This is a genomic window from Sulfurimonas sp., assembly GCF_014859695.1.
Taxonomy (GTDB): domain Bacteria; phylum Campylobacterota; class Campylobacteria; order Campylobacterales; family Sulfurimonadaceae; genus Sulfurimonas.
This window is the reverse complement of the sequence record NZ_JACUTS010000017.1, coordinates 1-23,864: the sequence shown is the minus strand read 5'-3', so window position 1 is coordinate 23,864 and position 23,864 is coordinate 1. Positions and strand designations below refer to the sequence as shown.

At 39.6% G+C, this 23,864-nt stretch carries 19 protein-coding genes; 11 read left to right on the top strand and 8 right to left on the bottom strand.

Annotated features, from left to right (window positions below):
• Nucleotides 1-11 precede the first annotated feature (11 nt).
• From purD to IBX42_RS05020, 6 genes are all read right to left on the bottom strand, one after another.
• The gene (purD, locus tag IBX42_RS05045; protein ID WP_294929758.1) at nucleotides 12-1,277 is read right to left on the bottom strand and encodes a phosphoribosylamine--glycine ligase; all 1,266 of its coding nucleotides are present in this window, start codon (nucleotides 1,275-1,277) and stop codon (nucleotides 12-14) included.
• A 306-nt stretch (nucleotides 1,278-1,583) separates the two neighbouring features.
• The gene (locus tag IBX42_RS05040; RefSeq protein WP_294929756.1) at nucleotides 1,584-2,219 is read right to left on the bottom strand and encodes a uroporphyrinogen-III synthase; all 636 of its coding nucleotides are present in this window, start codon (nucleotides 2,217-2,219) and stop codon (nucleotides 1,584-1,586) included.
• Nucleotides 2,220-2,228: 9 nt separating this feature from the next.
• Nucleotides 2,229-3,779, bottom strand: a complete 1,551-nt coding sequence (guaA, locus tag IBX42_RS05035; protein ID WP_294929754.1) for a glutamine-hydrolyzing GMP synthase — start codon at nucleotides 3,777-3,779, stop codon at nucleotides 2,229-2,231.
• 93 nt (nucleotides 3,780-3,872) lie between these two features.
• Nucleotides 3,873-5,255 (bottom strand): sodium:proton antiporter NhaD, encoded by a 1,383-nt coding sequence (gene nhaD, locus IBX42_RS05030; protein ID WP_294929752.1) that lies wholly within the window; start codon nucleotides 5,253-5,255, stop codon nucleotides 3,873-3,875.
• A complete protein-coding gene (gene nadB, locus IBX42_RS05025) occupies nucleotides 5,248-6,699 on the bottom strand; it encodes an L-aspartate oxidase (protein ID WP_294929750.1) in 1,452 nt (483 codons plus the stop codon). The genes nhaD and nadB overlap by 8 nt, the downstream gene beginning before the upstream one ends.
• Nucleotides 6,696-6,884: a hypothetical protein gene (locus IBX42_RS05020; RefSeq protein WP_294929747.1), complete on the bottom strand. Its 189-nt coding sequence runs from the start codon at nucleotides 6,882-6,884 to the stop codon at nucleotides 6,696-6,698. Before IBX42_RS05020 ends, nadB begins: the two co-directional genes overlap by 4 nt.
• 57 nt (nucleotides 6,885-6,941) lie before the next feature.
• Between IBX42_RS05020 and IBX42_RS05015 the strand changes: the two genes are divergently transcribed.
• From IBX42_RS05015 to IBX42_RS04990, 6 genes are all read left to right on the top strand, one after another.
• Nucleotides 6,942-7,307 carry a hypothetical protein gene (locus tag IBX42_RS05015; RefSeq protein ID WP_294929744.1) on the top strand — a complete coding sequence of 122 codons (366 nt, stop codon included), beginning with the start codon at nucleotides 6,942-6,944 and terminating at the stop codon, nucleotides 7,305-7,307.
• Nucleotides 7,297-9,138 carry an excinuclease ABC subunit UvrC gene (uvrC, locus tag IBX42_RS05010; protein ID WP_294929742.1) on the top strand — a complete coding sequence of 614 codons (1,842 nt, stop codon included), beginning with the start codon at nucleotides 7,297-7,299 and terminating at the stop codon, nucleotides 9,136-9,138. The genes IBX42_RS05015 and uvrC overlap by 11 nt, the downstream gene beginning before the upstream one ends.
• Nucleotides 9,139-9,206: 68 nt before the next feature.
• Nucleotides 9,207-9,596, top strand: a complete 390-nt coding sequence (locus tag IBX42_RS05005) for a PAS domain S-box protein (RefSeq protein ID WP_294929740.1) — start codon at nucleotides 9,207-9,209, stop codon at nucleotides 9,594-9,596.
• A gap of 9 nt (nucleotides 9,597-9,605) precedes the next feature.
• Nucleotides 9,606-11,183, top strand: a complete 1,578-nt coding sequence (locus IBX42_RS05000; protein ID WP_294929727.1) for an Hpt domain-containing protein — start codon at nucleotides 9,606-9,608, stop codon at nucleotides 11,181-11,183.
• A 3-nt stretch (nucleotides 11,184-11,186) separates the two neighbouring features.
• Entirely contained in the window at nucleotides 11,187-14,417 is a 3,231-nt protein-coding gene (locus tag IBX42_RS04995) for an ATP-binding protein (protein ID WP_294929726.1), read from the top strand.
• A gap of 11 nt (nucleotides 14,418-14,428) precedes the next feature.
• The gene (locus tag IBX42_RS04990) at nucleotides 14,429-14,803 is read left to right on the top strand and encodes a response regulator (RefSeq protein ID WP_294929725.1); all 375 of its coding nucleotides are present in this window, start codon (nucleotides 14,429-14,431) and stop codon (nucleotides 14,801-14,803) included.
• 12 nt (nucleotides 14,804-14,815) lie between these two features.
• Here the strand turns inward: IBX42_RS04990 and lon are convergent, their stop codons facing one another.
• Nucleotides 14,816-17,227, bottom strand: coding sequence for an endopeptidase La (gene lon / locus IBX42_RS04985; protein WP_294929724.1), 2,412 nt, complete (start codon nucleotides 17,225-17,227; stop codon nucleotides 14,816-14,818).
• Nucleotides 17,214-17,969 (bottom strand): outer membrane protein assembly factor BamD, encoded by a 756-nt coding sequence (gene bamD, locus IBX42_RS04980; protein WP_294929722.1) that lies wholly within the window; start codon nucleotides 17,967-17,969, stop codon nucleotides 17,214-17,216. The genes lon and bamD overlap by 14 nt, the downstream gene beginning before the upstream one ends.
• Before the next feature lie 122 nt (nucleotides 17,970-18,091).
• On the opposite strand from bamD, the gene fliW reads away from it, so the two are divergent.
• The 5 genes from fliW to IBX42_RS04955 all read left to right on the top strand — a co-directional run.
• Nucleotides 18,092-18,472, top strand: coding sequence for a flagellar assembly protein FliW (gene fliW / locus IBX42_RS04975; protein WP_294929721.1), 381 nt, complete (start codon nucleotides 18,092-18,094; stop codon nucleotides 18,470-18,472).
• Nucleotides 18,473-18,719: 247 nt separating this feature from the next.
• Nucleotides 18,720-19,916, top strand: coding sequence for a Fic family protein (locus tag IBX42_RS04970; protein WP_294929720.1), 1,197 nt, complete (start codon nucleotides 18,720-18,722; stop codon nucleotides 19,914-19,916).
• Nucleotides 19,917-20,043: 127 nt separating this feature from the next.
• Nucleotides 20,044-20,268: a hypothetical protein gene (locus tag IBX42_RS04965; protein WP_294929719.1), complete on the top strand. Its 225-nt coding sequence runs from the start codon at nucleotides 20,044-20,046 to the stop codon at nucleotides 20,266-20,268.
• Entirely contained in the window at nucleotides 20,259-20,543 is a 285-nt protein-coding gene (locus IBX42_RS04960; RefSeq protein WP_294929716.1) for a type II toxin-antitoxin system RelE/ParE family toxin, read from the top strand. The genes IBX42_RS04965 and IBX42_RS04960 overlap by 10 nt, the downstream gene beginning before the upstream one ends.
• 278 nt (nucleotides 20,544-20,821) lie before the next feature.
• Nucleotides 20,822-23,864: Ig-like domain-containing protein (locus IBX42_RS04955; protein ID WP_294929714.1), on the top strand; the 3,043-nt coding region annotated here is incomplete at its 3' end.

The following is a 23,864-nucleotide window of genomic DNA, read 5'->3' as shown; positions in this document are numbered from 1 at the left end:
TTCAATTCTTCTTAAAGAGCTTGATAGGCTATGTCTGTTCTGAGTTTTTTACCTGCAAAATGAACCTGTCCGCATCTCATGTATGCTCTATCTCTTGCCTGCTTTATACTCTCTCCGATACCGACACAAACCAAGACTCTTCCACCGTCTGCATACAGTATGCCATCAATCATGCTTACACCGGCATAAGAGATATGCGTATACTTCTCAATCTCTTCATGATGCACATCATCTACTATAATTTCAGCCGGTGTTGAACTTGAGTAGGGATAGTTTGCGCTTGCCATAACCACGCCTACTGCATATTGGTTTGAAAACTCTACTTTTATTTCACTGAGTCTATTTGTAGCAGCTTTATAAAACATATCGCTTAAGCTTGAAGTCATAAGCGGCATAAGAATTTCACACTCAGGGTCTCCAAAACGGACATTGAACTCCAAAGTAATAGGCTCGCCGTTTACAACCATAATACCGATAAAAAGAACGCCCTCAAAAGGTGCTCCCTCTTTTTTCATTCCATCAAGAGTAGGACGGATTATTCTCTGCCTTACCTTTTCATAAAGCGCTTCATCAACCAAAGGAGTAGGAGCATAAGCGCCCATTCCCCCTGTATTTGGTCCCTCATCACCGTCTTTAAGTCTTTTGTGGTCTTGAGCTGCCGGAAGCAAAATATAGTCATCTCCGTCACAAACCGCAAACATGGAGAGCTCATAGCCGTCTAAAAACTCCTCGACAATTACTTTGAGTCCTGCATTGCCAAAGCTTTTTCCGCTTAGCATCTCAGATATCGCAACTTTTGCCTCATCATGATTTTGCGCGATAATAACGCCTTTGCCACCGCAGAGTCCATCTGCTTTTACAACGATGGGAGCAGTTAGAGTATCTGAAAATTTAAAAGCATCCTCAATTGAAGCCGTCTCAATGTAGCGCGCCGTAGGGATGTTGTACTTTGCCAAAAAGTTCTTCATGTAGACTTTTGAGCCCTCAAGCTGAGCCGCCTCTTTGCTTGGTCCAAAAATAGTAAGTCCGAGTGATTTGAAAATATCAACTACTCCATCCACAAGCGGAGCTTCAGGACCGACAATAGTCAAATCAATACTGCTCTCTTTTGCATAAGCAGCTAAATCGTTATAATCTTTAATATTTAGGTTTGTTCCCAAAGAGCTTGTTGCACCATTTCCGGGTATAAAAAAAAGTTCATGAAACTCTTTTTCGTTTAAAATTGCTCTGGCAATAGAGTACTCTCTGCCACCGCTGCCCAAAATTAAAATTTTCATCAACACTCCATAAATAAGTTAAAAAATATCTACTTAACTTGCCGTAACACCCTAAGTGGATATTTTATAAGTAGCCCAGACAGCCGTCTCGCATTTGGCTTGGTTCTAAAAGCCGAATTTGGGCGAAGAGAGTATTTTATAACGGCGACATTGTCTCGACAGAGTTAACGTATCTCAAACGACAACACCGACACACAAAAATCCTACGTATTCGCTACTTGAAAATGTAGAACCCTCATTAGTGCGGTTTCTCGAACTATCCAGACTACTTATATGATTATACAAAAAAAATTCTTGAATTTTCTTTTAAAGACTCAATGCCAACTCGATGCAGCTCTCTATTGATGTTTTTTCGCTAATTATATATCTTATGCCCTCCGGCAAACTTCTTGCGGTTGTACTGCCTATGACTATAATTTTGGCATCAGGGTGGATAGAGTTATTTTTCAAAAAGCACTCTACCGACGAGGGAGATGTAAAAATCAGAGTAGAATCATCATCTACTCTTGTCTGCAAAATCTCTTTGGAACACTCACTGACATAAAGAATTTCATCATCTATTTTATGCCCCTCATCCTTACTTCTTTTGACGAAATCGGAGGCTATGAGCTCAGCTCTTAAATAGAGCCATTTTGTCTCTTTAGGGAACTCTTTTATATTTTTAGCAAGATTATCTCCGTATCCGTCGCCGACTGCCAAAACAGTACCGCCGAACTCTTTATAAGCAACTGCAGTTTTTATAGAAACACAAAGTGCAGGAATATCTATAAAATCTTTTTTATCATACTTCTCGAGTGCTTTTACGGTCTGCTTGGATGTGATAATGAGATAGTCGTACTTGGAAAAATCGATATCAGGTTTTAAATACCTGACATCTAAAGATTTAACATTGATAGCATGTTCGCTTTTAGAAGTTGCGAAGAGGTAGATCTTTTTTGACATATCTTTAAACTATTCCCACTCGATTGTTGCCGGTGGCTTAGAACTGATGTCATAAACAACTCTGTTTATACCGTCAACCTCATTGATAATTCTTCTGCTTATTCTCTCCAAGAGATCATGCGGAAGATGAGCAAATGTAGCCGTCATGCCGTCAACTGCCTCAACCACTCTCACACAAACAGTATTATCGTACGTACGGTTATCGCCCATAACGCCGACTGATTTTACGTTTAGTAAAACAACAAACGCCTGCCATGTTTTTGCATAGTATCCGCTCGCTTTTAACTCCTCTAGTAAAATAACATCCGCTTCTCTAAGAAGGGTCAAATCAGCTTCATTTACATCACCCATAATGCGGATTGCAAGTCCCGGTCCAGGGAATGGATGACGGTTAACCATAGACTCTGGAAGTCCCAATTCTAAACCGATTTTTCTTACCTCGTCTTTAAAGAGTTCACGAAGAGGCTCTATAAGTTGAAAGTCCATCCAATCAGGAAGTCCGCCCACATTGTGGTGCGATTTTATAACCTCAGAAGGACCGTTTACGGAGATTGATTCAATAACGTCAGGGTAAAGAGTACCTTGAGCCAAAAATTTAATGCCGTCATACTTTTTTGCCTCTTTTTCAAACTCTTCTATAAATGTGTGCCCGATAATTTGACGTTTCTTCTCAGGATCGCTTACTCCTGCAAGCTTGCTCAAAAAGCTCTCTCTTGCATCAATGACAACCAAGGGAACCTTTAGATTGATTTTGAAAACCTCTTCAACCTGCTCTCTCTCGCCTTTGCGCAAAAGTCCGTTATCTACAAAAACAGGAACCAGCTGATCGCCGATTGCCTCATAAAGCATTGCCGCCACAACAGAGCTGTCAACGCCTCCGCTTAGTCCGCAAAGAACTTTTCCTTTGCCCACTTTTTCGCGAATAATCTTAATCTGCTCTTTTAAAAAGTGTTCCATCTTCCACTTCTCGGTCACTCCGCAAATATTTCTTGCAAAGTTGCGAAGCATCAAATACCCCTCTTCAGAGTGTTGGACTTCAGGATGGTACTGCATTGCGTATATGCGTTTTTGCTCATTTGCAACAGCGGCATAAGGAGAGTTTGCAGATGTAGCGATAGGCTCAAACCCTTCAGGCAGAATATCAACCTTATCGCTGTGGCTCATCCAGACTACTCTTTCATCATCACAATCTTTTAAAAGCGGCGAGCACTCTTCACCTACATTTATAATTTTGAGCTCAGATTTTCCGTACTCATGATGGCTTGCTCTGATGACGCTTCCGCCAAAGTCAACCGCAATTCTCTGCATGCCGTAGCAGATGCCAAGAACAGGGATTCCCATCTTGTAAACTTCTTGATCTACCTGATATGCGTCTTTACTGTAGACCGAAGATGGACCACCGCTAAATATAATCCCTTTTGGATTTTTCGTCTTAATCTCTTCTGCCGTTGTGTGATAAGGAAGAATCTCACAATAAATTTTGTCCTCACGCAGACGGCGAGCTATAAGTTGAGTATACTGAGAACCAAAATCTAAAACTATGATACTAACATTTGTCATCTAAATGCCTTTAATAAGAGTGTTTTGAGGTGCCAAAGAGGCGTTGAGAGGGGAGTACCCCTTTCACAATGTGAAAGGATACAATAATTAAGATTAATGTTTAATATAGAAACCCAATACCTCATACTGAACGTACCAAATAGCGACAGAGACTACATAGCCTATAAAGATAGTCCAAGAATATCTCATGTGAGAACCAAAAGTATAGATACCCGGAAGTTTTCCCATAACACCGACTCCAGCAGCAGAACCAAAACTAATGAGCGAGCCACCGACTCCTGCCGTAAGTGTTACAAGCATCCATTGATCCAGACCCATCTCAGGACTAGCTTTTAGCACCGCCGACATAACCGGAACGTTATCCACTATCGCCGAGAGGATACCGACTCCTATATTTGACCATGTAGGTCCAAGAACAGACGGATCGTAAACCACCGCTGCAAGTCCAAGCCAACCTATAAAATAGAGCGCACCGACAGCAGCTAAGATACCGAAGAAAAAGAGAAGCGTATTGTTCTCTATCTTGCTCATAGATTCAAAGATATTGAGGTTTGAATTATATTTTCTCTTAAGTCTGTACTGATACATTTTAAGAAGTGCCAAACCAAACATCATACCCCACATAGCAGGGAGATGAAGAAGCTGGTGTGAAAGAACTGCCGATGCAATTGTTATAACGCCAAGAGCGATTACTTTATCTGCCCCCTTCATAAGCTCAGGAACTTTCTCTGTTGAAACATCAAAATCAGGCTGTGTCTCAGGAACAAACCTGCTTAACAAAAATGCAGTAACCAAGTACCCGCCGATTGATGCGGGAAAGAGAAACATAAAGTCTGTAAATGCGCCCTTTCCTGCCGTCCATGCCATAAGAGTCGTAATATCTCCAAATGGGCTCCATGCGCCACCCGCATTTGCGGCAACTACAATATTAATAGCACCTGGAACCAAAAAGGATGTTTTGCTGCGCTCAATCGTAATAAGGACGGTTGAGAGGATAAGTGCCGTAGTTAAGTTATCCGCGATCGGCGAGAGGAAAAATGCCAAAAATCCGGTCAGCCAGAAAAGTTTTCTATAGCTGTACCCTTTTGAGATAAGATTGTATTTTAATTTCTCAAATACATTCATATGGATTAAGGTCTCAATGTAAGTCATTGCAACAAAGAGGAAGAAAAATATCTCCGCAATCTCAAGGATTAAATGCTGTGCCTGCGTATGAACAAGATCCATATCCAGCTCGTTTATCATGTAGTAAACTGCGATAAGTATAAACATAAACGTACCGATAAAAAGCGCCGGTTTAGCCTTGTCTATATGGTATTTCTCCTCCATCGCTACAAAGTAATAACCTATTACGAATATAACAAGCGCTCCAATTCCGACCCATGTAAACGTCAAGTCCGGAATTGCCTCAGCACTACCGCCTGAACTTGCAAATGCAAAACTAAAACTAAGCATAATAATTAACAGTTTAATCATTATTTTCCTTTTCTATAAAATGTACCCCGATTGACTCATCTCTTGCCAACGCCGCTAAAATAATCTCTTTTGCAGTCAGTAAACGAAATTTGAGAAGTTTACCGATTTTTTCATTTAAAAGAGCATTAATCTGATTTAATGCGCTGTTTAAACCGCTTTTCGTCCTCACGATAGAGACGTTTTCCCACATGATTTTGCGAAGCAGGTTCTTTTTGGCTTTGTCCTCTTTAAGGCTCATTACCTCATCGCTAATCTCAAATACAATCTCTTTTTTTGCCTGCTTTTTTCTAAGAATATCCTCTACGGCTCTTTTGCCAAAAACAAGACCCTCCAACAGTGAGTTTGAAGCAAGTCTGTTTGCTCCGTGAACTTTCGTGGAGGCAACCTCTCCCACTGCGTAAAGTGATTTAACACTTACAACCGCACCGTTTATGTCGGTCTTTATTCCTCCTATTGCATAGTGAAACGCCGGGGATATTGGGACTCTCTGTTTTGGTGCGTTAAATCCTAAAAGTTGCAGATTTTTGTATATGTTTGGGAATCTTTTCGTAAAATAGAGATGGTCAAAATTTTTAAATGCGAGATATGTCTGCATGAGAGTCTTTTTACTGTAATCATATATTGCCTTGCTGACAATATCCCTAGAGGCAAGTTCGCCCCTCTCATCATAATCAAAAAGAAATCGTCTCCCTTTCTCATCTTCAATGGTTGCGCCCTCTCCCCTTAACGCCTCGGTAAGCAGCATTTTTTGCGCGGAGTCGTTATCTACATACACTGTTGGATGAAACTGCATCATCTCCATATCGGCAAGCTCTATCCCCTTTAAGACGCAAAGTCCCTGCATATCGGCACTGATACATGGAGCGTTTGTATGGTACTCATATAGTGAGCCTACCCCGCCGCTTGCAATGATTACGTTATCGGCGTATATATTTCTGCTCTCTCTATGGTCTAGCACCGTCACACCGTAACATTCGCCATCTTTTATAAGCAGGTCAACAACCCTTGCATCGCTTAGCATGGGATGCGGATTTTGTTCTAACAAAAAGTAGTGCATGTGTCTGCCTGTTGCATCACCGCCTGCGTGAAGTATGCGCTCTTTGGAGTGAGCCGCCTCTTTTGTGTAGAGCAGCTTTCCATCTTTATCTCTGTCAAAATTAAATCCGCGAGCTATCAAATCATCAATGGTAGCTCTTGAATTTTCGCTCAAAACTCTTACAGCCTCTTCATTGCAAAGTCCTGCTCCTGCGTCAAGCGTATCTTGAATATGCAGAGGAACATCCTCTTTGTCTATCGCCAAAGCTATGCCGCCTTGAGCATAAAAGCTGTTACACTTAAAGGTCTCTCTTTTGTTGATTATAAGGACTTTTTTTGTACGAGGAAGGTGCATGGCTGCGTAGAGTCCGGCAACACCCGCACCTACTATTATTACATCGTATTTCATCTATTTTCATTGCCACTTTCATTATTTTCGCTCTTTTTGATAATAAACTTTACGTTCTCATCACTTTGCGGCGCATCTTCGAGATAATATGGAGCATCTTTATATCCGCATCCACTTAAACCTAATAAAAACATTGTTATAATTATCGAATGAAAAACGCCAGTCAAATTATAGATTCTCTTCAAAGTAGACCTCAGCTCTCTAAGTTATCTTATTATAAATGTATAAAAATAGTGCAATCAATGTTTACGCCGCCTGTGCAGAGGATGATTAACTTTGCTTACATAAAAAACAAAACTCTTTTTTTCGTATTTAATCATCCCATCGGGAAACAAGAATTCGATAATAGTATACAAAGCATTAAAAGTGCTTTAAAGTTTCATATGCCCTTGGAGTGCAAAGAGTGTGGCTCGCTCCTTTTTGACGATATAAGAGCTTTTGTAACACATACTCCAAAAAAAAGTATAGAAGAGTATAAAGAGACAAAACAGGTCTATAAAGAGCGTTCAAGCGGAAATTTTGAAATAAATGTACATGACGAGAAACTAAACTCTCTGATTCGCTCTATCCAAGAGATTATAAAAAAAGCAAATATAAATGAATCTTGAAGAGACTATAAAACAGCTGCCCGACTCTGCCGGAATCTACCAATATTTCGACAAGGACGGGCATCTGCTCTACGTCGGCAAAGCAAAGAGTCTTGCAAAAAGGGTAAAAAGCTACTTTAATTTTACTCCCTGCCTAAAGCCAAACACAAACCTCTCAAGCAGAATTACAAAGATGATTTCACAAACTTTTTCCATGAACTACATCATCGTAAACTCCGAACATGACGCGCTTATTTTGGAAAATTCTCTTATAAAACAGCTCGCACCCAAGTATAATATTTTGCTTCGAGACGATAAAACATATCCCTATATCTATATAGACAACTCTGCCGATTTTCCGCGCTTTGAGATAACACGAAAAATCATAAAATCTCAAAACATCAAATATTACGGTCCCTACTCCGTGGGTGCGAGAGATATTTTGGATTCTGTTTATGAGCTATGCCGCCTTGTACAAAAAAAAGGCTCTCTTAAATCAAAAAAACTCTGCCTCTACTACCAGATAGGAAAGTGTCTTGGTCCATGCGAGAAGGATGTCTCCAAAGAGGAGTATGCAAAAGAGCTTGATTTGGCAAAAGAGTTGATTCAAAACAAAAAAATACTCTTAAAAAAACTGCATGAGAAGATGCACTTTTATGCCCAAAATCTAAGGTTTGAAGAGGCCGGAACAGTTAGAGACAGATGTGAGAGAATCGTGCGCTCAGAGATTAAGAGCGAGATAGATTTTGCAAGCGATGAAAATTACGACATCTTTGTACTTGGACACACACAACACAGAGCCGTCGTCGTGCGCATTTTTATGAGAGAGGGCAGAATAATCTCCTCATCCCATGACTACATACAGCTGCATGAGGGGTATGATGAGGATGAGCTTTACCAAAGAGTGCTTATGGATTTTTACTCTATCGGCAAACCGCCCATTGTTGCACCCATTTTAGTCGCATCAGAGTTTGAAGGTCGAGAGATTATTGAGAGTTATCTAACAACTATTTTTGAGAAAAAAGCAGAGATACGCATCCCTAAAAAAGGAGATAAGAAACAGCTTATCGACCTCGCACTTATCAATGCGGCAGAACTTTTAAAGCGTGAGCGCAAACAGGATTCAGATGAGATACCGACTCAAATCAAAGAGCTTTTACACTTGCAAAAACTTCCCCTAAGAGTAGAAATATTTGACAACTCTCACATGTCAGGCGTTGCAACCGTCGGCGCCATGGCAGTATATGAAGATGGCAAATTTGATAAAAAAAGTTACAGAACTTATCATCTTCAAGCCAGAGACGAATACTCACAAATGAGAGAGACACTCACAAGAAGAGTCCAGAGCTTTTCAAAAAACCCTCCTCCGGATTTATGGATAATTGACGGCGGAGCAACACTTTTAAAACTCGCACTTGAGATTTTAGAATCTAGCGGTACTTTTTTAGATGTTATTGCCGTATCTAAAGAGAAAATTGATGCCAAAGCGCATCGCGCAAAAGGAAAGGCGAGCGATATCATCCACATAAAACTAGCCAATAGCGATTGCGAAGCAAAGTTTCCTCGAAAAGATGATATTTTCAGGCTCAAAGATAGTGACAAAAGACTTCAGTGGGTACAGAAATTAAGAGACGAAGCTCACAGATGTGCCATAAACTTCCATAAAAAAACAAAACTAAAACTGGACCAAGAGAGCAAGCTTTTAGAGTTAAAAGGCATATCTCAAGCAAAAATTATAAAACTTATAAAACACTTCACTACGTTTGAGATGCTAAAAAAAGCTACTATAGAGGATATAAGTTCTGTTTTAAACATAAAAGATGCCGATATAATAAAAAATATTTATAAATAAGTTTTTTTTTAAATTATTAATGCTATATTTAGTGCAATTTATAATACTATATTATACAAAGGTTTTTTATGGACAAAATTGTACCAAAAGATGAAGAGTATGTTTTTGAAGGCAAGGTTGCTGTAAGTCAAACAGACTTAGACGGCAACATAACCTTTGTAAATAGAAAGTTTTGTGAAATATCCGGCTACGCGCGCGATGAACTAATTGGTCGTAGCCACGACATAATTAGACATCCCGATGTTGAAGAAGCCACTTTTGAAAAAATGTGGAAAACTTTAAAAAGCGGTCAAGTCTGGAACGGAATGCTCAAAAATCTCAGAAAAGATGGACGTTACTGCTGGGTAGATATAGAAATTGCCCCGATTTTCAATAAACAAGAGCAGATAACCGGTTTTATGTCCGTAAGCAAGCCTTCTCCAAGAAAAAATATTCAACAAAAAAACAAAACAAACTAAAGGGTTCAAATGTTAATCTACAATCATAAAAAAGAATTTTTAGGAATTGATGAGGGCTACTTAAAAGCTCTTGGCTTATCCAGCTTGGCAGAACTTCAAAATGAAGCGGATGATTTTGCAGACCTTTTTGTAAAAACTCCGGGCTATATCCATAACTTTAAACATGTGCACTGGATTGATTACATTACCTGCAATGAGAGTGGTATAGATGCTAAGGTTATCATTAATGTAAAAGGCAGAAATTTTGCTACTCCTGTTGAAATTCAAACAATTTATTTAGTTCAAAACCCTTCAGAAAAAGCTTACAGAATCAATCTTCCAAGTATAAAAGCATTAACGGGTGAGCAGAGCCAAAAATTCTCCGCCGACATTGCTCAAAAAAATGCAGCTCTAGAGAAGCCTTCACACGAGGAGTTCTACCATCCACCGGCAGTCATAGAGAGCGTTTCAAATCAAACATCTTACGACCCGTACGAAGAAGATTACGATGCAATTGAGCCCGAAGTACAAAAAAAGATCCTCTCGCTTGATGTCGAGATAGACGAGGATGACTTAGGATACATGCCTGAAGTTGAAGAAAAAAAAGAGGTTGTTCAGAAACAGACCCTGAAAAAAGAGGAAAAAGCGTTAGCTCAAAGCGATAATGAGAACCCTTTTGCAAACTATGTATACAATCCACAAACGGCATCAGAGGAGCTTGGTCTGCCAATTGATTTGGTAGAGGAGTTTATTCAAGATTTTATTGCTCAAGCAAACAGTTTTAAGAGTGATCTTTATGAATCGGCAAAAAATGAAGATTTAGACCATTTGAGAATACAGTCGCATAAACTAAAAGGTGTTGCAGCAAATCTTAGAATAGAGGATGCGCTTGATGCACTCAGTAAGATAAACTCGCTTGAAGAGTACACTGAGATAAAAACAAATCTTGACAGACTCTACAGAATCATAAACAAACTCTCCAACGCAGACTCTTCTGTTGCTGGAGAAGTTGCAGACACAAAAAGCCATAAAGATGAGGAGGATGATTTCGTCCTCTCTTTTAAAGAGGACGCTCCGGCTCCTAGTATAACTATAGATGACTCTGAAGTTCCCGACTCCATAGAGATTCCGGAATTGGCAGATGACGAATTTTTAAACCAAACCGCTATGGCTAAAGAAGAGATTGTTGATGAAGAGTTGCCGGAACTAGAAGAGCAAATCGACACTTTTGAAGATTTTGCACAAGATGCTGCTGCCGAGGAATTTTTCCAAGAGGAGAGTGCTCCTGATATTGCATTTACATACGACAAAAAGCAGATAGCCCACGAGATGGGCTTAGGCATTGATAGTTTTAACGAGCTCTTTAATGATTATATACATGAAGCAAAAGATATTAGCAACTCCATGCTTGAATTTACAGAAAAAGATAACATTGAGGCGTGTAAAGGTATTGCAGTGAAACTAAGAGGGATGAGCGAAAATATGAGAATCCACGACTTTGATGATGAATTAAAGGCTATAATCAACTCCTCTGATAACTTGAGTATCAAAAATCTTGTTGAAAAGATAATCTCAAAATTAAATCTAATTTCAAACTATAGAGGATAAGTAATGCAACTTGGATTAAAAAACAGACTAAGACTTATAAGTCTTTTACCAATTATTGTACTGTTCGCGCTAAGCAGTTACTTTGTTTATAACTCATTTATGGAATACAAAGCAGCCGATCAACTGCAGATTAGGCTTGATGAAAACAGGCTTATCAATGAAATAGTAGGTAACCTTGCTCGTGAGCGCGGTATGAGCGCCATGTACCTGGGTAACAAAACAGAAAATATCTTGAAATCTCTTAACGAGCAGAGAAAAATAGTTGATAAAAGGGTTGAAGAGTACTTAGCGAGTGCAAGATTAAACCAGTCTCTGCATACGCACACAAAAGAAGGCAGCGAAGCTGACTGCGCTGCATGTAACAATATTGACTCTATTGTTGATTCAATGAACAAAATAAAATCGGCAAGAGTTCTTGTGGATGAGCTTAACATCGAGTTTGATGAACTGTTTAACAGTGTTTACGTCACAGCTCAAGAGAAACTTATTAAACAACTAGAGCAGATAACCGAAAATCAGATAGACAAAGAGATCAGCGAGTTATACTCTTTGTACATCTCTATGGTTCACGCCAAAGAGGCATCCGGTGTTGAGCGGGGATATTTATCATATATTATCTCTCGTTCAACTCCGCTTGGTGACGAAGATTTAAGTAAATGGATCTCTATTATCGGTAAGGCCGACTCTATAAATTACGAAGGAATACAAAACAAAGCTCTTGCGCAGCAACTTGACTCTATTTTTAAAACAGAGGATAATTTAGAGCTTTTTACAGATATAAACAGCGAAAGAACGGCGATTATTACGCTTGCGGAAACCGGAGAGTACGAGATTACTTCAGGTATTTGGTTTACTATGCTCTCAGAGAAGATCAATATTATTTCAGAGGCTGAAAATCTTCTTCTTGATGCCATGGACAATAGAGCACGTCAGGTTCAGCAAGAGTCTCTGCAGATATTGATTATTACCTTTGGAGCTTGGTTGATTGCTATTATCCTTGCTATTCTTGGTTATATTCTCTCAAATGAGATTGCAAGCAACATTAAACACCTTGAGAACGTTCTTGAAAAAGTTGCCGAGGATTATGACTCACAAGATAGAAAGATTAACCTCCATACGGCGCAGGGTACCGACCTTGCATACGAACTTCTTGAAGAGATTATTGAGCAGACCAAAAGAGATAAAATCTCTGCTCAAGAGGCGAGTGAAGCAAAATCGATGTTCCTCGCAAATATGTCACATGAGATTCGTACTCCACTTAACGGTATCGTCGGATTTACAGAGCTTCTTAAAGACTCAGGTCTTCAAGAGGAGCAGAGCGAGTTCGTCGATATTATTGAAAAAAGTTCTGAAAATCTACTTGAAATCATTAATAATATTCTTGACCTCTCTAAGATTGAGAGCAATAAACTTGAAATTGAGAACATTGCCTTTAACCCAATCCTTGAATTCGAGAGTGCGGTTGAAGTTTATGCGGTTCGTGCAAGTGAAAAGCATATTAATCTTGGATGTTTTATTGACCCAAGTCTTGAGTTTCCGCTTAAAGGAGACCCTACTAAACTTAAAGAGATTATCATCAACCTTCTCTCTAATGCGGTTAAATTTACAAACAATGCAGGCTCTATAAACGTTAATATAAGAAGATTAGAATCTAGCGAAATCGGCAAAACAAGAGTCAAGTTTGAGATTCAAGATAGCGGTATCGGTGTAACAGAAGAGCAAAAATCAAAAATATTTGAAGCATTCTCTCAAGCAGACACTTCTATTACACGTAAATACGGTGGTACAGGTCTAGGTCTTACGATTTCTAGCAGTTTCGTAGAGTTAATGGGTGGAGAACTTGACCTTAACAGTAAAGTGGGAGAGGGAACTACATTCTTCTTTACCTTGGATTTTGATGAAGTTGAAACACTAGCAGAAAGCTCAAAAGATAGCTTTAACACCGTTAAGGCACTTATACTAAGCGATTCTATGAAGATCAAAAAGCAAGACAAGTACTTAAGAGAGTATCTTGATTACTTCGGCGTAGGCTACACGACATTTAAAGACATAAGCAAAGTCGCTCTCTTGCAAAACGATGTAAACTATAACATAATCTTTGCAGACTATGATTATGTGACCGAAGAGACGCTAGCGGAACTTGCAAAACTGCCTCAAGAGCTTATAGTTTTAACAAAATCAAATCTAATGAAAAAGGTAGACGGTTTTGGTCTTGATATATTTAAGATTCTCTATGAGCCGCTACACGCTTCAAAAATAAAGCAGACACTTGAAAATTACGTTATGACAAACGCATCTATGCAGGTTGTCAAAAAGCGCTCTCGCAAGAAATTTGACTTAAACACTTCGAGATTTGTAGCAAATGTTCTAGTTGCTGAGGATAATATCATCAACCAAAAACTCATCCAAAGAACATTGGAAGATTTAGGACTAACCGTAACGATTGCTAACAACGGTCTTGATGCGTTCCAAAAGAGAAAAGATGGAAATTTTGATATAATCTTTATGGATATCCAAATGCCATTCTTAGACGGTGTCGAAGCAACTACAGAGATTTTAGAGTGGGAAGAGGATTATAAACAGCCTCACGTCCCAATAGTAGCGCTGACTGCAAATGCGCTAAAAGGAGACAGAGAGAAATTCTTAGCAGCAGGACTTGATGAGTACACAACAAAGCCTCTGGTTCGCTCAGAAATTATTGCTGTTTTAAACTACTTCTTGGCAAATCATATAGTTGAAGTTGACGATTTAGCAAAAAATAGCGATGTTAAGAAAATCAGTAAAGAGAAACATGCTCAGGACGTCACTCCCACGCAAGAAGCGATTATAGAGAAGCTAACTGAGGCTGTAGAACACCCCGCAAAACCTGAATATAGAGCAGATATACTTATAGCCAAGAAGAGTTCTTTTGAGACAAAACTCTACACAAGAATCATAGAGGCGATGGGGCTTACTTATGAAGTCGCTTCCTCATTAGTCGACTTTGAGGAACTTACAGACAACTACTCTTACAAAGTCGTGCTTTTCGACAAGGAGTACAGCGATTTAAATGTAGGTTCCATTGCATCAAGCATTAGAAAGCTTAGCAACGCAAACGGACTTGACTCTCATATTGTGCTTATTGATGACTCCATCCACAAAGATGCATCGCAACATCAAGAGCATGTAGATGAGATCATTAACAATGTTGTAAACAGAGAGTTACTTCAATCTCTGTTTAAAAAATACGCTTAAAAGGTAAAAAAATGTCGAAACAATTAGTAATATTAGCCGTAGACGACGATATGATAAACCTTAAACTTCTGAAGTCGATGCTTATGAAAAACCCTGATGTAAAAGAGGTTTTAGAGGCAAAAAATGGAGCTGATGCGATTGGGAAGATAAAAGAGAGAGGTGATATAAATCTTATACTTTTAGATATCATCATGCCTGTAATGAACGGCTTGGAGATGCTAAAAGTTGTGCGCTCAGATGAAAATATAGAACAGGTTCCAATTATTGTACTCACCACCGATGAGACAAAAAAAACTGAAGCTCTAGAGCTTGGAGCAAACGGTTTCTTAATGAAGCCGATTAGAAATCATGATCTTACTGAGAAAATAAACTCGATAGTTCTCTAGAAAGAGGAGGTTTTACACTAAGACGTGTTTTAAAACCTCTTCCACTCTGCTTACGCCGATTATCTCAAGAGAGTCTCTGACCTCTTTAGGTATATCCTCCAAATCTCTCTCATAATTTTTTACCGGGATAAGAACCTTGCTCATATCGGCTTTGTGTGCTGCAATAAGTTTCTCTCTAAGTCCGCCTATTGGAAGCACGTCTCCGCTAAGAGAGACTTCACCGGTCATTGCAATTTCTGAACGTATTTTTCGAGAACTTAAAATCGAAGCTATAACGCTTACCATAGCTATGCCCGCACTAGGTCCATCTTTTGGAGTAGCACCGTCCGGAACGTGGATGTGTAGATCATAACGTTTATATACCTCGCTAGAGTCCACCTCCGCATTCTCTTCTTTCTCTTTAAATGTCAACGGAATATTTTGCGCATCGATTTTTAATTTTTTCGTATCTATTAATGTTTTCACCACGCTGTATGCGATAAGTGCCGACTCTTTCATGACATCGCCGAGGCTTCCGGTCAACTGCATAGAGCCTTTGCCTTTTACGCGGATACTCTCTAGCTTTAAGACATCACCGCCCACTGCTGTCCATGCAAGACCGTTAACAACTCCTACAACAGGAACCTTTGTCGTTTTTTCAATCTCAAAAACAGTTTTATCAAAATACTCTTTAAGGTTTTTCAGAGTCAAAGAGACTTTGTTTATTTCAGGATGCTCAAGTATTTCTCGAGCAACCTTTCTTGACATATTTGCAAGACGGTGGCGAAGACTACGCACTCCAGCTTCACGAGTATAGCTGTGAATAAGCTCTTTGAGTGCGGGCTTTGAGATGCTGAGTTCTGATTTTCTCAGTCCATGCTTTTTAAGCTCTTGAGGAATAAGATATCTTGATGCAATCTCATACTTCTCTTGCGGCGTATAAGAGCTAATCCCGATAAACTCCATTCTATCACGAAGCGGCGCAGGAATCCTGCCTACATCGTTTGCCGTAGCTATAAAGATAACTTTTGAGAGGTCAATATTGAAGTTTAGGTAGTAATCTCTAAACTCCTTATTTTGCTCAGGGTCAAGTATCTCCAAAAGTGCAGCAGTCGGATCGCCTCTTCCCGTTTTTGCAACCTTGTCAATCTCATCAAGAACTATCACAGGGTTCATTTTTTTAGCATCTATGATGCCTTGAATAATACGTCCCGGCATTGCGCCGACATACGTTCTTCTATGCCCTCTTAGCTCGTTTACATCTTCAAGTCCGCCAAGTGCGATTCTTATAAGCGGCCGTTTAAGTGCCTCTGCTATGGAGTTTGCAAGTGACGTCTTACCAACACCGGGAGGTCCCCAGAAACAGATGATTGCACCGGAGTTACTATTTATGCCTCTTAGCTCCATAAGCTCTTTTACCGCAAAAAACTCTGTTATTCTCTGCTTAGGTTTCTCCAAAGAGTAGTGGTCACGATCTAGCTGATTTTGTACTTCGCTGATTTTGAGCTTCTTCTTGCTCTGCTCTGCAAAAGGAACATCCAAAGCCCACTCCAAATAAGTTTGCGTCATAGAAGCGTCTGAAGAGTCGGGGTGCATACGTGAAAATCGCTCTATCTGCTTATGTATCTCCTTATACGCCTCTTCGTCCATCTTCTCTTTTTTAGACTCAAGCTTCTTGCGGTACTCCTCTATCTCTTCATCCCTTGAAGTATCCGTTCCAAGCTCTTTTTGTATCTGCTTTAGCTGCTCTTTTAAGAAGTACTCTTTATTTACCTTCTCTATATGGCTGTGCACTTTAGAGCGGATCTCTCTTTGGAGTTTATTAGCTTCTATCTCATCAATGAGGTACTCTATGAGATCCAAAAATCTCTTTTCGGTATTCGACTCCACAAAAAGATTATAAGCCTGCTCTTTTTTAAGTTTAACCGTGCTGCAAATCAGATCAATAATGCGGTTATGGTCGTGGTTCTCCTCAATTGTTCTAAGCAGATCGGGAGGAAAATAGTTGCTCACGCTTGCAAGCGTTCTTACCTTTTCGCGTACAACTTCCAAGATAGCATCTATCTTTAGAGAGTTTACGTTTGTCGCATTAATAACCTCAACATGTGCAATAAGCGGGTCATCAGAAACTTTATACGCAACTTTGGCACGCGCAAGACCTTGAAAAAGAACCTTTACTCTTCCATCCGGAAGTGCGACTTTCCTCATTATGGAGCCTACAACACCTGCACTGTACAGAGCTTCAAAATCTCTCTCTCCCTCATGAGATGGTTTTGTAGAGCAGACTATAACCAAAGAGCTCTCTTCTATGGCCTTTGTAGCGGCTTTTATATTGCTCTCATCGCTCAAAAAAAGCGGCGAAATCATAAACGGATATAAAAAAAGCTCATCCTCTGCTATGATAGGGATATCAGCCGGAAATTCACTATAATCACTTAGTTTCATTATCTTCTCCTTGAACATCTTCTTCTGCTATTGAGTTTCTCGAAACAACGCTTTTTGTATCGGGTATCATAAACTCATACCAGCTTGATGTGCCATCGCCCTCAAACCAAGCTCTGTACCATGGAGCGACCGCCCTGTCAACCTCTGAAGAGGCAATCCACGGCTGCGGATTTATGCTTCGGTAGTACTCCGAACTTTTTGGCTTGTCCAGTCTCTCGTAGAGGTCTGAGATCTCTTCATTTAAAACATATTGAGCAAGGTAGAGACGAACAAGCATTGTGTTTACCACTTCGGCGTACATTGAGTCCGGATAGTTTAGTTTAAACTTCTCCCCCTCTGCTATTGCCTCATCTATAAGTGCCTGATCGCGTCTTGGATTCGGAAGTGCTTTGTATTTTGCTTTTATCTTTAAAAACTCCGCTTCCTCTTTCTCGTTTGGTGTCGCATATCTTTTTATATACTCATCCAAAAAGTACTCGCTTAAGAGATACTCTTCATGGTACATATGAGCAATTGCAAGTATCATAGTAGCTTCTGGAAGAAGCGGAGAGCCGATGTGCTCGCCCTGCAGTGAGCTGTAGTAACCGTCCGCTCTTTCCAAATCTCCCTTTGAGACACTTTTCGTAATCTTTGAGTACCAATACATGGCAGGCTTGTTATACTCCTCAACCTCTTTTGAACAACTAGTAAGAAGAAGCGTTAGAGGCAGCAGCGTAAGTATTGCGTAAGTTTTAAATTTCATTAAATTTTTTCCTGTTTATAAATAGGTTGCTATTTTATCCAAAACATATATAACACTCATTAAACTAGGTATATTTTATGCTTAAACTGCTACAATTAACAAAATATACAAGAAGGTTTTTTATGAAATTTGATATTTGTGTCCCTATTTTAGGCTTTGAAGATGTAAAACAGGTAACTTTGGAAAAAATTGATGATATCTTTATGAAGATGAGCTCCGTAGATGAGAAGAATATCTCCTTTACCCTTATAGACCCTTTTGTTCTGAGAGAGTACGATTTTGAAGTTCCCGACACCGTTCAAGAGTTGCTTGAAATAGACAAAAATTCAAATCTCATCATACAAAATATTGTCCTGATTCAAACACCCATAGAAAACTCCGTGGTAAACTTTGTAGGTCCCATGATTTTTAACACGGACAACAAAAAAGCCGCACAGGTCATCATTAGCAACTCAAACGAATACGGCGTGTGCGAGAAGATCTCTAACTTTTTAAAAAAATAATTCCATTTCAAGAGAGCAGCGATTACCTACCTGCTCTACAATCTCTCAGCCTCACTTCCAAAAATAGCGTTTCAAATGCAAATTTTAAAAAAACATCGCCATTTAACTCGCCAAATATATCTTTTAAATTATTTTTATTTATTCTTATTTGACTTTAAACTGGGCTCTTTAAGGCATAAACACCTCGCCATTTAACTCGCCATAAAATTATGATATAATTTGTCCAGAAATATAAAAAAGGTCCTTAATGAACTTTACCCCTATAGTGCCTACGGATATAAACGGGAATATTAATTCTACTCTGATATCTAAAGCTGATGAACTTTTAATCCAAAGTGCAAAACTAACGGGAACGCATACAACACAAATTATTCAAGCCGTAAAAAACCTTTTATACACAGTCAACAGCTACTGCTCCAACAAAATAGAATCAGAAGGTACCCACATCATAGATATAGAAAGAGCGATGCAAAACGACTACTCTAAAGACACTAAAGAGAGAAACTTGCAAATACTTTCACTTGCTCACATAGAAGTTCAAAAAGAGTGTGAAAACTATTTTAAAAACACTCCTGATGCATCACCGTATAACAAAGAGTTCATTTTAAACATTCACAAAAGTTTTTATGGCAAAAAGGGCATGGAACCATTTTTACATGTAGCACATAATGATTTAGAAGGGGTAATAATCCCTGGAGCTATCCGCAAGCAAAGCGTTAAAGTAGGAAACCATATAGCGCCAAGCCATGATATAATTGAAAGTTTAATGAACGAATTTGAACATCTTTATAACAAATCATTAAGCTCAGGTAAAGCTCTTAAGCTCATTTATGCATTATCATCGCATCATAGACTAATGTGGATACACCCGTTTTTGGATGGCAACGGCAGGACCGCTAGACTAGCACTAGATGGGGCGTTTACAAGTATTGGCATGAGTGGTTATGGCATGTGGAACATCTCACGCGGACTTTCAAGAAACTCTCTAGAATATAAAAAATACCTATCTCTTGCCGATATGCCACAACAAGGGCAGTTTGATGGCAAAGGTTCGCTCTCTTCAAAGGCTTTAGAGGAGTATGTAGATTTTATGCTTGACACCTCACTGGATCAAGTACTTTTTATGAGCAAACACCTTAGACTAGATGCTCTTTCATCAAAAATTGAGTTATTTGTTCAAAAAGCAGATGACGGTCTGCTAGATATAGAACCTCTGCCAAAACACAGCAATAAGATATTTCAACATCTACTGCTTAATGGCGAATGTAAAAGAGGAAAAATTGCCCAAATTATAGACATGAAAGAGAGAACAGCCTCTAGAGTTACGGCTGAGCTGTTAAAACGAAATTTTATAGAATCAGACTCAAAAGCATCTCCAATCAGACTAAAAATCGGAGCTTCTATGGCATCGTTTCTTTTTCCTACGCTAGTTCCAGAAAAATAAAATAGATTATCTCTCAGCCTCGCTAAAATCATTAAGCGCTTATTAAGTACAACTGATAGTATAATAAAGGACTAGGTAAAGAGGGGATGTGATAACGTCTTTTTAAATAATCCCAAGGAGAAACAAAATGAAAACCTTAATGTTGACAATAGAAGACTCAGCAGCCGACAAAGTTATATGGTTTTTGGAGCAGTTAAAAGATACAGTGAAGATAGAGACTGTAAAAAATGACCCTTTAGCCCAAGAGCTTGAGAGACGCATCAAAGAGATTGATGATGGGACGGCAGAGCTCATACCACACGCAGATGTAATGCGCAGAGTATATGCAAAATGGGAAGAAAAATGCTTATAGACACCTCTCATCGATACGAAATTGAGTTAAATAAGATACTTGATTTTATCGGTAAAGATAATCCTAAAAATGCTTTAAATTTTGCTAAAAAATTAGAAGCTAAAATCAATGATTTACCCCATTTTCCCTACAAATGCCGACAATCTTTAAAATCGAAAGATAACAATCTTAGAGAATTGGTCTTTTATGGATATGTTATACCTTATCGTCTAAACACCAAACAGCAAAGAGTAGAGATACTCGGTATTTTTAGTGAAAATGAGTGGGAGTTATGACAAAATCTCAAGCTGGATTCCAAATCAAGTTTGGAATGACGGTGGGTGCGTCATCTTAAACTTGCTCGTCGTGCGTCATCCTGAACTTAAATACGTCATCCTGAACTTGATTCAGGATCCAGTAAATACACCCGCCCGCTAGTTCCTACAAAAAACAAAAGAGTAAACCGCACAATAATCTCTTAACCTCACTAAAATCATTAAGCACTTATTAAGCACAACTGATAGTATAATGTAAGATTAGTAAGTTAAGCTTATGCTTTTACTTGGAGGACCCAATGAATCTATTTCGCTCTTTTTTAATTGTTTTGTTTTTTACGTTTTCGCTTAATGCGGCAGATGAGTGTACTTCGGTTACAACAACTACTCATAATTTTGTAAACGGAGTTCCTTATAACGGCTCAGGAAATACTAAAGGCAGTGATGGAGACAACTTAGCAGCATATTACTATTTTACAGTTCCGGAGTCGGGAACGATTACATTTACTGCACTAACAGGGAATGTAACATACTCCTATTCTGGCTCAGCATGTCCTCCAACTTCTTCAACTTCACTAGTGAGCGGTAGCACTATAACATTTGTAGCGGCTGATGATTTTAATATGCGGGTATTATCTAGCAACGCCAGCGGTGAAGATTTTACATTTAGCATGACTTTTGCATTTAGCGGAAATCAGATTCCGATAGCCGTTGATGATACTGCAGAATCTGAAGGCGTTGATCCGACAATCATAGATGTACTCAATAACGACTACGACCTTGACGGTTCTTTGGTCAATAGCTCCGTAACTATAAATACAAATGCGTCACACGGAACATTAAGTATAGACCCAGTTACCGGTGCGATAACATATACTCCCGTAACATTTGCTGGAACCGACAGCTTTACGTACACGGTTAAAGACAACAACGATGCAACATCCGCACCTGCAACAGTTACCATAACCTACCCTATACCCGTTGCCTATGATAAAGTCTACTCCGTGATCCCAAGCGGAACACTAAACGGAAATGTTATTTCAGACCATCCTGTAGATCCGAACTATGCAGACCATAACCATACCGCAAACTACAAAGATGATAGCACTATTACGCTGGGTACTCTTACTTTTAATATACCTAATGACGGGGAGTTTAGTTATGCGGCACCAGGCTCAGTTACTACACAATCATTTACATATAAAGTTACAAACCAGTACGGTATGGTCTCAAATGAGGCAACCGTTTGGATCTATGTCAATGAGTACTGCGCCAACGCAATAACCCTTCTGTCTACTGATACGAACTGTACTACTAACGACACAAACTCAACTTCAGGCGGCGTAACTGCAGACAGTGGGCAATACTATAAATTTGTCTTAGCTGAGGATGGTGTACTGGACATTAATCTTACAAACTCTGACGTAGAGGCAGATAAAACCATCCTCTACTACGACTTTGGCAATAGCTGTCCTACTATTTTTACTAAAGGCACTACAAGCCAGTTAGATGCCGGCTACCCAAGTAAGGTCGCCTCCTTGGTGTTAGATGCAGGAACTTACTACGTCGGACTTATGGGTAAATCAAACAACAATCCTACCCACTACACCATTGAAGTCACATTCCGTTCAGCATGCCCTGGTGGACCGCCGATATACCCTACTATTTTTAGCAGTGTCGGAGTTAACGAACCTGGTGTTGACTATGATGTAGACAAAAATATAAAAACCAAAATAGTCAACAAAGAGTTTGGTCTGCGGGCATCATACTTAGATATATCAGGAAGTGTCGCAACTTATGATGGTCAGTATACTGATAAACCAAACGATGTTGTAGATATGACAGTGGTTTTAGAACACGCTGACGGGGATACCTGCTCTGACCCCAAAATACTAGGACAAGGCGTTATCGCTCACAATACGGAATATACCGAGATTTTCAATCTTATAATAGAGAGTGCCTTTAAAAACAGAAGAACAAGAATTACCGCTTTTGATTGGGGCGCGCTCTTTACCGATGCAAGCGGATTGAACTGTAATAACAGTGCATTAAACAGCGGTCTTTGTCTTGTTCCTGCCTGCTTCAACAATATTCAAAATATCCGCTCAGTCTTCCCGCCAGCGTTTCAGCCTGCGGTTATGACATGTATATACGGCGACGGAGGCGGAGATGCGCCTTGTGCATCTGAGGCTTACTACGGAAACTGCGGTGGAACAAAGGGCAATATCTCACCATCTCAATATAACGTCAACTTAGGATGTGCAATGTGTCTGGCAGGAGCGATGCAGGGAGACAATTGTTCTGAAGATGAATTTGCCATCCGCCCAAACAACTTTAACACTACGATGCTGCCTGACCCATTTAAACATAAAGCCGGACAGGGCTACTTGATTACATTTGAGGGTGAAGATATCAACGGTGACCCATCAAAAAACTACAATGAGAGCGAGAACAGCACGTTTGTTGTAGATGTCAACATAAGTGACAGCACCAAATTATGTCAAGAACCATCAATCAAACTCAACCCATCCGTTGACTTTACGAACGGAACAGTAACCGATAACTACGCTCTTAACAATATTGGTGATTTCAATATGACGATTTACGAGCCTATCGGCTCCGAGTTTGCCCTTGTAGATGCCGATGATTCAAATGAAACCGAACGCCTCATAACTCCATTTTTTCAGCAGATACGGGTAGTTCCTCACCATTTTGGTATAACAGGCGGTCTTGAGAACGGTTCGAACGGTTTTACATACCTCTCAAACTTTGAGCAGTTTCCATTTGATGCTGATCGTAATATCTCAGCGTCTTTTGATGTAAACATCTCTGCAGAGACTCTTATTACCAATGCGGTTACAAGCAACTACACTTCTGAGTGTTACGCGAAAAACGGCAATCTTAAACTTACTTTGGCAGATGCGATCAATAAAGACAACCCTGAGACAGACTCACTTACAAAACTGCTCTGGTACCATTATACACCTGATGACAATGGCTCAATTCCTCTAGTACTTGGAACAACTGAGTATAACCTGCCTTTTTCAAGCACACAGTTTGACAGCAACGATACTAACGGCACGGCAGAGTTTAACTACAAAATAAATTTCGACAGAAATACAAGCAAGGTCGTAAACCCTTTTGCAGTCGTCGTAAATGAGATCAACGCAACAGACACAGACAATGTAAGCGGCGTAAATATCGGAGGCAATGCTACATTTGTTTACGGCCGCACACACGCCTCAAGACAGAGATATCAAGGGGATACAGGTACTGCAAATATCTACTTTGAGTCATACTGTTCCGGAACGGATTGTGTTAAAACTCTGCTTCCAAACGGTG